General features: G+C 66.3%; 9 protein-coding genes. All 9 read left to right on the top strand.

The window, feature by feature from the left end; all coding sequences use genetic code 11:
- Positions 1–134: 134 nt before the first annotated feature.
- The 9 genes from IB274_RS22415 (at position 135) to IB274_RS22375 (ending at position 12967) form a co-directional block, all read left to right on the top strand.
- The gene (locus IB274_RS22415) at positions 135–1826 is read left to right on the top strand and encodes a DUF1302 domain-containing protein (protein WP_138211996.1); all 1692 of its coding nucleotides are present in this window, start codon (positions 135–137) and stop codon (positions 1824–1826) included.
- 167 nt (positions 1827–1993) lie between these two features.
- On the top strand, positions 1994–3064 hold the full coding sequence (locus tag IB274_RS22410; RefSeq protein ID WP_138211997.1) for a WD40/YVTN/BNR-like repeat-containing protein: 1071 nt from the start codon (positions 1994–1996) through the stop codon (positions 3062–3064).
- A 25-nt stretch (positions 3065–3089) separates the two neighbouring features.
- A complete protein-coding gene (locus IB274_RS22405) occupies positions 3090–5549 on the top strand; it encodes an efflux RND transporter permease subunit (RefSeq protein ID WP_138211998.1) in 2460 nt (819 codons plus the stop codon).
- 69 nt (positions 5550–5618) lie between these two features.
- A complete protein-coding gene (locus IB274_RS22400) occupies positions 5619–6767 on the top strand; it encodes an acyl-CoA dehydrogenase family protein (RefSeq protein WP_138211999.1) in 1149 nt (382 codons plus the stop codon).
- Between the two features lie 109 nt (positions 6768–6876).
- Positions 6877–7998 (top strand): acyl-CoA dehydrogenase family protein, encoded by a 1122-nt coding sequence (locus tag IB274_RS22395; protein WP_138212000.1) that lies wholly within the window; start codon positions 6877–6879, stop codon positions 7996–7998.
- Positions 7995–8753 (top strand): TetR/AcrR family transcriptional regulator, encoded by a 759-nt coding sequence (locus IB274_RS22390; RefSeq protein ID WP_138212001.1) that lies wholly within the window; start codon positions 7995–7997, stop codon positions 8751–8753. Before IB274_RS22395 ends, IB274_RS22390 begins: the two co-directional genes overlap by 4 nt.
- A gap of 134 nt (positions 8754–8887) precedes the next feature.
- Complete coding sequence (locus IB274_RS22385; RefSeq protein ID WP_138212002.1) at positions 8888–10318, top strand: hypothetical protein; 1431 nt, start codon at positions 8888–8890, stop codon at positions 10316–10318.
- Between the two features lie 3 nt (positions 10319–10321).
- Positions 10322–11779 carry an acyl-CoA reductase gene (locus IB274_RS22380; RefSeq protein WP_138212003.1) on the top strand — a complete coding sequence of 486 codons (1458 nt, stop codon included), beginning with the start codon at positions 10322–10324 and terminating at the stop codon, positions 11777–11779.
- A gap of 138 nt (positions 11780–11917) precedes the next feature.
- Positions 11918–12967, top strand: a complete 1050-nt coding sequence (locus IB274_RS22375; RefSeq protein WP_138212004.1) for an NAD(P)-dependent alcohol dehydrogenase — start codon at positions 11918–11920, stop codon at positions 12965–12967.
- Positions 12968–12988: the final 21 nt, after the last annotated feature.

Genomic DNA, 12988 nt, shown 5'->3' with positions numbered 1-12988 from the left:
GACGCCCCCATTTAATAGGGGGGAGAGAATCGGGTCGTCGCTGCACCCTTGCCCCACTCGATCACTGATTGAGCTTCTTCCTGGTTCGGTGCCGTCGGCCCGAGCCTTGGTTAATCGAGGGGAGAGAGGAAAACATGGCGAACAAGAAGAACAAGATGAAGCAGAGTCGACCCGTTCCACACAAGCTGAGCACGAGCATCCTGATGGTGTGCGCAATGGGTTGGAGCACCGCGCATGCCGTCGAGATCGACACCGGTAACGACGATCTGAAGCTACGCTTCGACAACACCTTCCGCTACAACCTGGGCAAGCGGGTCGAGAACCAGAGCACTCCGATCCTGAAGAACCCGAACTACGACGACGGCGATCGCAACTTCAAGAAGAACAGCATCGTCAACAACCGCCTGGACATCCTCAGCGAGTCCGACCTGGTCTACAAGGACAAGTACGGTGCCCGCATGAGTGCCGCGCTCTGGTACGACGACGCCTATTCCGGTGGGCTGGACAACGACAGCCTGGCGACGTCGAACCACCTGGGCAGCGACGGCAAGCCGGCCCTGGGCCTGAGCCGCTACGCCAACCGCTACTACGAAGGTCCGTCGGGCGAGATCCTCGACGCCTTCGTCTTCGGCACCTTCAACCTGGGTGACTCGCCGCTGCAGCTGCGTGCCGGTCGGCATACCGTGAACTGGGGCGAGTCGTTGCTGGGCAGCGGCGCGATCAATGGCATTTCCTATGGCCAGGCCCCGCTCGACCAGGGCAAGGCGCTGGCCCTGCCGGGTATCGAGGCGAAGGAACTGTACATCCCGCGCACGCAGCTTTCGGCGCAGTTCCAGGCCACGCCCGAGTGGTCCTTCGGTGCGCAGTATTTCCTCGAATGGCGCCCCACGCGCGTGCCGGAGTCGGGTTCCTACCTGGGCTTCTCCGACATCTATCTGCAGGGCGGCGAGTCCTACATCCTCAGCCCGAAACTGCGTGCCACGCATGGCGACGACATCGAGCCCAAGGATGTCGGCGACTGGGGCCTGATGGCGCGCTGGAGCCCGGAATGGCTCGACGGCACTCTCGGCTTCTACGTACGCAACTTCTCCGACACCGTCCCGCAGGTCATTCTGCTGCAGGCCAAGCAGCCGCAGTACTTCATGAACTACGCCTCGGACATCGACATGTACGGCATCAGCCTGTCGAAAGAGGTGGCCGGCATCAGCTTCGGCGCGGACCTGAACTACCGTCACAACATGCCGCTGGCCAGCAGTGCGGCGGTGGTCACTTCCGCCAAGGCACTGCCGGACGACGGCGACATCCTCGGCGCCCGTGGTGACACCCTGCACGGTGTGGTCAACGCCCTCGGCTCGATCAGTTCCAACCCGCTGTTCGATTCCGCGACCTGGGCCACCGAACTGACCTGGAGCCACTGGGTCTCGGTGAACTCCGACCCTATGAACCTGTTCAAGGGCAGCTCGAAGTACCGTTCGGTGTCCACCAACATCGATGCCGTCGACCGCAACGCCTACACCATGGCGGTGAACTTCACGCCAACCTGGTACCAGGTGTTCCCCGGCGGCGACCTGTCGATGCCGGTCAGCTACTCGGTAGGTCTGAACGGCAACTCGGCAGTCGCCCTGGGCGGCAGCGAGGACGCCGGCAGCTACGCCGCGGGCCTGGGCCTGGACCTGTACAGCCGCTACCGCTTCGACCTGAAGTACGTCGACTACTTCGGCGACTACTCGAAGAACGCCAGCGGTGCGGCGCTCACCCCCAACGGCAGCCAGGCGCTGCTCGAGGACCGCGGCGCCGTCTACTTCACCTTCAAGACCAGCATCTAAGCGCTGGCCCGGGCCGCGTGGCGACACAAGCCTTTCGTCGCCACGCGCCGCGCCCGGATGGTGAAGGAGGCGGACACGCCTCCTTTCGCTATTGCCAACCTCGGCATTCCCGCCGTCCTGCCATGAGCGGGCCGGCAGCCGAGGCGAATTCGATGTGAGGGCAATCGATGTTCAGAATCACTTTCGCGGCGCCGCTGGCGCTCGGCCTGGCCGTCCTGGCCGTCCTGGCAGGCCAGGTGCAGGCGCAGCCGACCTTCGTTCCGCCGCTGGCGCAGCCGGCCGTGCAGTCGCCGCTGGCCGCTCGCGTACCGCTCAACGCCCTGGTGCTGGCCGGCCAGCGCCTGGTCGCCGCCGGTCAGCGTGGCCACATCCTGTATTCGGACGACGGCCAACACTGGACCCAGGCACAGGTGCCGGTGAGCTCGGACCTGACCGCGCTGGCCTTTCCCAGTGCCAGCCAAGGCTGGGCGGTAGGCCACGAGGGCGTGATCCTGCACAGCGACGATGGCGGCCGCACCTGGAGCCGGCAGCTGGACGGTCCTCAGATCGCCGATCTGCTGATGCGCCAGTACGGCCACCCAGCCGATCCCGCCGATCCGGAGGCCGCGCGCCTGCAGCGTGACGCCGAGGCCGCCGTGGCGCAGGGCGCCGACAAGCCGCTGCTCGACGTGTGGTTCGAGGACGAGCGCAACGGCTATGCCCTAGGCGCCTTCAACCTGATCCTGCGCACAAGCGATGGCGGCCAGCACTGGACGCCTTGGCTAGAGTACGTCTCCAACCCTCGCGGCATGCACCTGTACGCCATGCGCCCGGCGATGGGCACGCTGTTCGTGGTCGGCGAGCAGGGCCTAGTGCTGAAGTTCGACGCCACGACGCAACGCTTCCTACCGCTGGAGTTTCCCTACCAGGGCACGCTCTTCGGCCTGGTCGGCAGTGCCGATGCGGTGCTGGTCTACGGCTTGCGCGGCAACGCCTACCGCAGCATCGACGGCGGTGCTAGCTGGCACAAGGTCGAGACCGGCACCGACGCCGGCCTCACCAGCGGCGCGGTGCTCGCCGACGGCACCATCGTGCTGGCCAGCCAGGCCGGCGAACTGCTGCACTCCCGCGATGGCGGGGCAACCTTCCAGCGCGTGAAGCTGGCCCGCGTCGCACCGAACTTCGCGGTGGCGCCGGCGCCGCAGGCGGGCGTCGCGTTGGCTGGCATCGGTGGTGTGCGCCTGGAGCGCGCGCAGTGAGAACAAAGGTATTCGGGGTAACGTGATGACTGCGACCAATTCCACCGACAAGCTGCTGAGCATCAGCGACCTGCGGGATTTCGACCACGCTTCGGGCAGCCGCCTGGAGCGCCTGATCTTCAACAATCGACTGCTGGTCGTGCTGCTTTGCGTGCTCGTCAGCGGGCTGCTCGGCTGGCAGACGCGCGGGCTGACGCTCAATGCCGCCTTCGAGAAGACCATCCCGCACAACCAGCCGTACATCCGCAACTTCCTGGCCAACCGCGACGAGCTCAAGGGTCTGGGAAACGCGGTGCGGGTGGTGGTCGAGAATCGCAAGGGCGACATCTTCGACCCGGCTTACCTGCAGGTGCTCAAGCACATAAATGACGACCTTTTCCTAACCCCGGGCGTCGACCGTGCCAACGTGAAATCGTTGTGGATGCCGGTGGTGCGCTGGAACGAGGTCACCGAAGAGGGGTTCGCCGGCGGCCCGGTGATGCCGGACAACTATTCCGGCTCGCCCGCCAACATCGAGCAACTGCGGCAGAACATAGGCCGCGCGCAGCTGCTGGGTAACTTGATCGGCAGCGACTACCGCTCGAGCATGGTGTTCGTCCCGCTGCTGGACAGGGATGCCGAGAGCGGCAAGGCCATCGACTACTGGGAACTGTCCAAGCGCCTCGAAGCGATTCGCGCCAAGTACGCCGGCGCCCAAGGCAGCGCCGACATCCAGGTGCACATTGTCGGCTTCTCCAAGGTAGTCGGCGACCTGCTCGACGGCCTCAGCCAGATGATCCTCTACTTCGCTGTGGCTGCGGCCATCGCCGCGGCGATCATCTTCGCCTGGACCCGCTGCCTGCGCAGCACGCTGCTGGTGCTGGGCTGCTCGTGCGCCGCGGTGCTCTGGCAGCTGGGGCTGATCGCGCTGCTGGGCTACGAGCTGGACCCGTATTCGATCCTGGTGCCGTTCCTGGTCTTCGCCATCGGCGTGTCGCACGGCGCGCAGAAGATGAACGGCATCATGCAGGACATCGGTCGCGGCACTCACCGCCTGGTGGCGGCGCGCTATACGTTCCGCCGCCTGTTCCTTGCCGGTCTAACCGCGCTGGCCGCCGACGCCGTGGGCTTCGCCGTGCTCATGCTGATCGATATTCCGGTGATCAAGGACCTGGCGATCACCGCGTCCATCGGCGTCGCGCTGCTGGTGTTCACCAACCTGATCCTGCTGCCGGTGATGTTGTCCTACACCGGCGTCAGCCCCCACGCCGCCGCACGCAGCCTGCGTGCCGAGCAGCGCGAGATCGGCGGTGTCTGGACACTGCTGGAGCGCTTAACCGAGCGGCGCTGGGCCACGCTGCTGCTGGCCGGTGCGGCCGTGCTGGCGGCGGGCGGCTTCGCGGTGAGCACGCACCTGAAGATCGGCGACCTGGACGCCGGCGCTTCCGAGTTGCGCCCGCATTCGCGCTACAACCTGGACAACGCCTACATCACCGGCAAGTACACACTCTCCAGCGACCAGTTCGCGGTGATCGTCAAGACGCCCGCCGAGGGCTGCCTGGACTACAGGACGCTGATCGAGGTCGACCGTCTGGGCTGGACCCTGCAGCAGGTGCCGGGCGTGCAGAGCACCGTGTCGCTGGCCGACGCCGTGCGCAAGATCACCGCCGGCTCCTACGAGGGCAGCAACAAGTGGCTGACCCTGTCGCCGAACCAGGACGTGCTCAACTACGCAGCGCGTACCGCGAGCACCACCAACCCCGAGCTGTTCAACACTGAGTGCTCGATCATGCCGGTGGTGGCCTACCTCGCCGACCACAAGGCCGACACCCTGGAGCGGGTGGTCGATGCGGCCTCGCGCTTCGCCGACGAGCACAGCACGCCGGAGCGCCAGTTCCTTCTCGCTGCCGGCACCGCCGGCATAGAGGCGGCGACCAACATCGTGGTGGAGAAGGCCAACTTCAGCATGTTGCTGTACGTCTACGCGGCCGTGGTGGTGCTGTGCTTCATCACCTTCCGCAGCTGGCGCGCGGTGATAGTCGCGGTCGTGCCGCTGGTGATCACATCGGTGCTTTGCGAGGCGCTGATGGTACTGCTGGGCATCGGCGTGAAAGTCGCCACCCTACCGGTGATCGCGCTGGGCGTCGGCATTGGCGTCGACTACGCGCTCTACCTGCTGAGCATCCAGCTGGCCAGCCAGCGTAACGGTGCGAGCCTGGCCGAAGCCTACCGCGAAGCCCTGCGCTTCACCGGCAAGGTGGTGGCGCTGGTCGGCGTCACCCTGGCCGCCGGTGTCGTCACCTGGGCCTGGTCGCCGATCAAGTTCCAGGCCGACATGGGCATCCTGCTGACCTTCATGTTCGTCTGGAACATGCTCGGCGCCCTGGTTCTGATCCCCGCGCTCTCGCACTTCCTGCTGCGCGGCCGCGGCGAGCCCGGCCGCCGCGTCGCGGCCTCGCCGGTGCAGGCTGAACGGCACGATCAACCGATAGCCCGTTGCGTTTGACCATCCTGCCGGCGGCACCGTTGCGCGCCGGCATTCCTGACGATTCACGCTGATTTCGAGGTAAGCACCATGACCGATACATCCGCTGTCTTCCTGAGCGAACTGGAACTGCTGATCCGCGACTCGGCGCGCAAGGTCGCCGCCGAAGTGGTGGCACCCACCGCCGCCGAGCGCGACCGCACCGCCGCCTGGCCGCGCGCCGAACTGCAAGCCGTGGCCGAGCTGGGCTTCCTGGGCATGCTGGTGCCCGAAGAGTACGGCGGCTCGGGCACCAGCTTCGTCGAGTACTGCCTGGCCATCGAGGAATTCGCTGCCGCCGACACCGGCTTCGCCACCCTGATCCACGTGCACAACTCGGTGGGCATGGCCATCGCCCGCCTGGGTAACGAGGAACAGAAGCGCAAATACCTGCCGGGCATCGCCGACGGCAGCCGCATCGGCGCCTTCCTGCTCAGCGAGCCGCATGCCGGCTCGGACACCGGCGCTTTCCGGACCAGCGCGCGCCGCGACGGCGACAGCTACGTGCTCAACGGCAGCAAGCAATTCATCTCCAACGGCAGCGAGGCCGGGGTCGGCCTGGTGCTGGCGGTGACCGACAAGAATGCCGGCAAGCGCGGCAGCAGCCTGCTGATCGTCGACCCGCAGGAGCATCCTGGCTACGTGGTGGCCTGCGTGGAGCACAAGATGGGCCAGCGCTCGGCGCACGTTGCGCAGATCCAGCTGGACGACTGCCGGATCCCGGCCAATAACCTGCTGGGCGAGGAGGGCAGCGGCTACCGCGCCGTGATGGGTTCGCTGTCCGAAGGGCGCGTGGCCATCGCCGCAGTGGCTACCGGTACGGCCCGAGCCGCGCTGGATGCCGCGGTGAAGTACGCCAAGGAGCGTGAAGCCTACGGCGCGCCAATCATCCAGCTGCAAGGCGTGGCCTTCGACCTGGCTGACATGGCGACCCGCGTGGAGCTTTCGCGCCAGTTCCTACTGCACGCCGCGCGCCTGTGCGAGGCCGAGGTGCCATGCGCCAAGGAGGCCTCGATGGCCAAGCTGTTCGCCAGCGAGATGGCCGAGCAGGTGTGCTCCGACGCGCTGCAGGTCCACGGCGGCTATGGCTACCTCGCCGATTTCCCGGTGGAGCGCTACTGCCGCGATGTGCGGGTGACCAAGATCTATGAAGGCACCAGCCACATCCAGAAGCTCATCATCTCGCGCAACCTGGCATAAGGCTTACCCCTCCCCGTGGGGGGAGGCGCTCTGCCGCGCGCGCGGCATAGGCTTGCACGATCGCCGCTACTACGAGTGGCTCCGGTATAACGGGGATGGGAGAAAGGACATGCACAACGACATGCCGAACGACGCACAGCGCCTGGCGGTAGCGAGCTTTCGCACCTTCCTCCAGCGCGAGGTGCTGCCGGTGGTCCGGGAATCCCGTGATCGGCCGATCCCCAAGGGGCATATGCGCGAGCTGACCCAGGGTCTTGCCGAGTTCGGACTGCCCGGCGCCAGCCTCAGCGAGGAGCAGGGCGGCCTGGGCCTGGCGCGGCATACTGAGGCGATGCTCTTCGAGGAGCTGGCCAGGGTTTCGGCGGACGTCGCCTTGTGCGTGAAGACCAACAAGGCCATCGCCGCTTTCCTGGCCGCACTGCCGCCTCAACAGGCGGCAGCCGGTGAGCGATATCTGCCCGACATCCTCAGCGGACGGGGCTTCGGCGCCTTCTGCCTCGATGAGGCGGAGACTGCTGGCACGGTGACCGCTCGCCGGGAAGGCGACGAGTTCGTCCTCGATGGTGAGCAGGCCTGGGTGGCCAATGGGCGCTACGCCGACTTTGTCGTGCTTGCGGCTCGTATCGAGGACGGCAGCTGCATTCACCTGCTGGTGGAGCGCCGTGCCCACGGGTTCGTGGCGCGCAACAGCGAGCGGATCGCGTTGAACTCGCATTCCACTGCGCAAATTTGCTTTAGCGGCACGCGGGTGCCGGCCAGCCAGTTGCTGGGCGCCGAGCTGCGGGACAGCCTGCGGGCGCTGACGGCGGCACGCATCGACACCGGCCTGCTTGGCGTCGGCCTGATGCGCGCGGCGCTGGATCTATGTCTGGAGTGCGCCGGACGCCGCGAGGACGCCTCAATGACTTTGGCGGCGCCGCTGGCTCAGATGGCTACGCTGGTGGACGCGGCGCGGCTGCTCTGCCTACGCGCCTATGAGCTGCTGGATGACGGCCAGGCCTGCGACCTGCAGGTTGCCATGGCGAAGTGGTACGCCGGGGAGATGGCCGTGCGGGTCTGCCGCGACGCCGTGCAATTGCACGGTGCCGATGGCCTGGCCAGGGCCTTCGACGTGGAGCGCCTGGCGCGGGAAGCCATCGCGTTGCCGCTTTGCGAAGGCAGCACCGAATGGCACCAGCGACTGATCGCCCAGTCGCTGCTGGGTGACGCCGCCTCGCTCCAAACACCATGACCCGCAAGTCCGGCAGCAAGCCGCCGCGGGACGTCCCCGGTCCTGCGCCGGCGGAAGAGCCGTTGCTATGCGTCGAATTGCCGGCACGTCAGCGCAAGCGGCCGCGCCAGGCGCGTTCGGTGGCTCTGGTGGAAGCACTGATGCTCACCGGCCGGCAGATTCTCGAACGCGAGGGCAGGGCGGCGCTCAGCGTGCACCGCCTCGCCGAGCACGCCGGGGTCGCCATCAGCTCCATCTACGAGTACTTCCCGACCATCGAATCGCTGGTCGCGGCGATCTTCGAGGACTACCGTCGCGAGGCGCGCCGCGAGGTGATCACCAGCCTGGAGAAGCTGCCGGTCTCGGCGACCCTGCTGGACGGCATCGAAATGCTCCTGCAGACCGGCCTCGCCAACCTGCATCGCTGGCTGCAGCTGGACTCCGACCTGAGCGTCAAGGCCGCCTACCACGCGGAGCTGATGCGTCTGGAAATGGTGCGCTCGGAAGGCTTCTGGACCTCCGAGGCGATTCCGGCGCTGGTACGGCGTTTCTCCTCGCAGGTGCTGGTGCGCGACCGCGAGAAGGCGGGGTTCCTGGCCTACCACGCGGTGACCGCGCTGCCGCGGGCGCTGGTCATCGAGCGACCGAACTACCTGGTTGAAGCCGACACCCTGCGACTGCTGGCGCGCATGCTCCATGCGCTGCTCACCGCGGAAGATTCGGAAGCCAAATCGAGTTGGATTAAAAAATCCTTTAAAAACATATATTTAATATGAATTTTCGGGTGCCGGAATCCGGAACAGCGCAACCTCTTGCGCCCCTAGACTGGCTGCACCAAGAAGGCAGCCCGCGGCGGGCGGCCGGTCCTCCGCGCCTTGGCGCGGACGGGTGAATCTAGGACCTATGCGCCATGACAAGAACAATCGACCAACGGGTGGAGCTGCTGCTCAGCGATCCCGAAGCCCTCGCCAACCACTGCCGCCAGACCTGGGAGCAGATGCCCCGCGCCGAGATCGACGCGCTCCAGCTCGCCGGCCTCAAGCGCCGTTTCGCCGAACTGCGCGAGCGCATACCGGTGCTGAAGAAGCTCGCCGAAGGTGAAGGCGTGGAGCGCATCGAGCAACTCGACGACATGGTCCCGCTGCTGTTCGAGCACACCGTGTTCAAGTCCTATCCGCCGTCGCTGCTGGAGAAGAACAACTTCACCGCGATCAACAAATGGCTAGCCAAACTGGTCACCCCGGAGGTCGGCGAGGCGATACTCGCGGCTGACGTCAGCGCTTGCAAGGGGCTCGACGACTGGTTCGAGACCATGGATCGCGAGGTGCCGCAGCTGATCATCAGCCATACCTCCGGCACCTCCGGCACCCTGTCGTTCCTGCCGTGCAGTGCCCGCGAGTTCGAAAAGGCGGCGCAAGTGCGCCGGCTGTTCGCCTGGAACATGCGCGGCTTGCAGACGCCGCAGCCGGAAATGCACACGGCCTATCCGTACTATAGCAAGGGCTATCTCAGCCACCTGCGCGGCGTCACCGCGATCACCCGCGTACTGCTGCCGGATGCCTCGCACTTCCATCCGGCCTATCCCTCGACCTTGTCCAGCGATGTCCTGCACCTGGGCGCCAAGCTGCGCGCCGCCCATGCCAAGGGCACCCTCGACCGCCTGGTGGTGGCACCGGAGATGCTGGCCAAGAAAGAGGCCTTCGACCGTCAGCAGGCCGAGATGCCGCAGCACCTGGCGACCTTCTTCGAGGACATCGCCACCCGCCTGAAGGGCAAGCGGGTGTACATCGGCGGCACCTGGAACCTGCTCCACAACATGGCCAAGGCGGGCTTGGAGCGCGGATTGGAAGGGGTGTTCGACCGCGAGTCGTACATCATCACCACCGGCGGCGCCAAGGGCGTGGTCCAGCCCGAGGGCTGGCGCGAGGAGGTGATGCGCTTCACCGGCGTGAAGGCGCTGTACGAGTCTTACGCAATGTCCGAGGTGGTCAGTGGTTCGCACCTGCGTTGCGAGCACGGCCACTACCACTTCGCGCATACCGCGATTCCGTTCCTGCTCGACCCCGAAACCAGCAAGCCGCTGCCGCGCAAGGGGCGCCAGACTGGCCGCGCGGCCTTCTTCGACCTGGGCGCTGACGTGCACTGGGGCGGTTTCATTACCGGTGACGAAGTCACCGTCGAGTGGGATGCGCCCTGCGCCTGTGGCCGCCCGAGCCGCTACGTCGTCGGCGCCATCCAGCGCTACAGCGAGAAGAATTGCGGCGACGACAAGATCACCTGCGCCGCGTCCGAGCAGTCCCATCGCGAGGCGATGGACTTCCTCAACACCCTGGAGGGCTGAGCCATGACCCATCCCATCGCGCCCCTGGTCATCCGTGGCGAAGTCATCACCGACCACCTGATCGAAGTGGGCGGCCGCGGCGGCGACCTGACCTTCCTCACGCCCGACGCGCACCGCTACATCGACCGCCTGCCGCTGGGCAACCCGGCGAAGCTGGCCGACCTGTACAGCCTGAGCTTCGAGGACATCCTCGACTACTGCGTCGCCCTCGGCGAGCGCCTGGACTTCGCCAGCAACCGCTACCTGCAGGAAGCCTGCGAGCTGTCCTACCAGACCGCGCCGACCACCCCGAGCATCGTCCGCGGCTCCTACATGGGCTTGCGCAACCTGCTGACCCGCGAGTCGATCCGCGAGATGGCGGAAGCCACGGTGGGCGTGAACTACCTGGAAGGCTGGGTGAAGCGGCGCCTGCTCGACGGCACCGAACTGGAAGTGCGCTGCTTCGGCGCGCGCACCCTGCACATCGTTGCCGGCAACGCAGTGGCGCTGTCGATGTGGACCATCATCCGCAACATGGTTCTGCGCAGCGACGCCATCATCAAGGCACCGTCCAACGACCCCTTCACCGCTCTGGCCGTCGCCCGCACCATGATCGACATGGCGCCGGACCACCCGCTGACCCGGCACCTGACCGTGGCCTACTGGAAGGGCGGCGACGAGGCCTTCGAGCAACGCCTGTACCAGCCGCAGAACCTGGAGAAGATCGTTGCCTGGGGCGGCTTCGCCTCGATGAAGCACGTCACCCGCTATATCCAGCCGGGCCTGGAACTGATCTCCCTAGACCCCAAGCGCAGCGCAAGCATCATCGGCCAGGACACCTTCGCCAGCGAGGCGAGCATGCGCGAAGCGGCGGTGCGCCTGGCCTCCGACATCGGCGCGATCAACCAGAAGGGCTGCGTCTGCGCGCGCACCGTCTACGTGCAGTCGGGCACCGACGAGGCGGGTCTGGAGCGGCTGAATACCTTCGGTAGCTACGTCTACGACGCGATGCTCAAGCTGCCCAATACCCTGAGCACCCACCCCAAGCGCTACGACCAGGGCCTCAAGGCGCACGTCGACGCGTTGCGCCTGGATGACGAGTGGTATCGCGTCATCGGTGGCAAGGACGGCGAAGGCGCGATCATCTGCTCGCAGATTCCCGAGCCAGTGTCCTTCTCGACGCTGCTCGACGACCGCACCGCCAACCTGGTGCCGGTCGACGAACTGGACGAAGTGATGGGCGCAGTGGACGCCTACACCCAGACCGTTGGCATCTACCCGGAAAGTATCAAGGACCAACTGAAGGACTTACTGCCGCTGTATGGCGCGCAGCGCATCGTCTCGCTGGGCTATGCCGCGGCCATGAAATTCGCCGCCCCGCAGGACTCCATCGAACCCATGCGGCGCATGGGCAAGTGGATCTCCAACCAGATAGCCGCGCCCAAGACTACCCCGGCGCCCTGGCTGCGCCCGTCTATATGAGGTTTCACCTTCGCGCACGCCAGGAGCGGGCGGACGTCCCGCTGCGGTCCGGTGGCCGCAGCGGCATGAACGACTGCCTGGCGGCGCGAGGGCTTGGCCAGTGCTCCCTGGCCTTTTTCCATTTATCGAGAACCGATCATGACCCACTGCCTTGCCTATGCCGCCCATGAAGCCCGCGCCGAACTGGCGCCGCTGCGCATCGAGCGCCGTGCCCTGCGCGACGACGACGTCGCCATCGAAATCGCCTATTGCGGCGTGTGCCATACCGATGTGCATTACGCGCACAACGACTGGAACAGCACCGTTTTTCCCTGTGTACCCGGCCACGAGATCGTCGGCCATGTCACGGCTGTCGGCTCCGCGGTCAGCCGCTACAAGATCGGCGACCGGGTGGCGGTCGGCTGCATGGTGGACAGCTGCCAGCACTGCGCCGCCTGCGAGTCCCACGAGGAACCGCACTGCGAACACGGCATCACCGCGACTTACAATGGCCGCGACCGCGCCACCGGCGAGGTCACCCAGGGCGGCTACGCACAGCACATAGTGGTGCGCGATGCCTTCGTCCTGCGGGTTCCCGAGGCCCTGGACCTGCGTTTCGCCGGCCCGCTGCTGTGCGCCGGTATCACCGTGTGGACCCCGCTGAGCGAGCACAACATCGGCCAGGGCCACCGGGTCGCGGTGGTTGGCCTGGGCGGCCTGGGGCACATGGCGGTCAAACTGGCGGTCGCCCTGGGCGCCGAAGTCACGGTGATTACCACCTCGCCGGGCAAGGCTGACGATGCGCGGGCGCTGGGTGCGCACCACGTGCTGCTGTCCACCGACGCGCAGGCGATGAAGGCCGCGGCCAACCGCTTCGATTTCATCCTCGACACCATCCCGCGCAAGCACAACGTCAACCCCTACCTGATGCTGCTTGGCCGCCACGGCAAGCTGGTCCTGGTCGGTGCGCTGGAGCCGCTGGAGCCGATCCATGGCGCGTTGCTGGCGCTGAACAACCGCTCGATCTCCGGCTCGCTGATCGGCGGCCTGGATCAGACCCAGGAGCTGCTGGACTTCTGCGCCGAGCACCAGGTGCTGCCGATGTGCGAACTGATCGCCATGCAGGACATCAACACGGCATTCGAGCGCCTGGAACGCAACGACGTGAAGTACCGCTTCGTTATCGACATGGCATCGCTGCGCGACTGATCCCCCCACTAAAAAGGGGGC

The organism is Pseudomonas sp. PDM18 (assembly GCF_014852585.1).
In the GTDB taxonomy this organism is placed as follows: Bacteria; Pseudomonadota; Gammaproteobacteria; order Pseudomonadales; family Pseudomonadaceae; genus Pseudomonas.
This window is presented reverse-complemented; position numbering and strand designations above follow the sequence as displayed.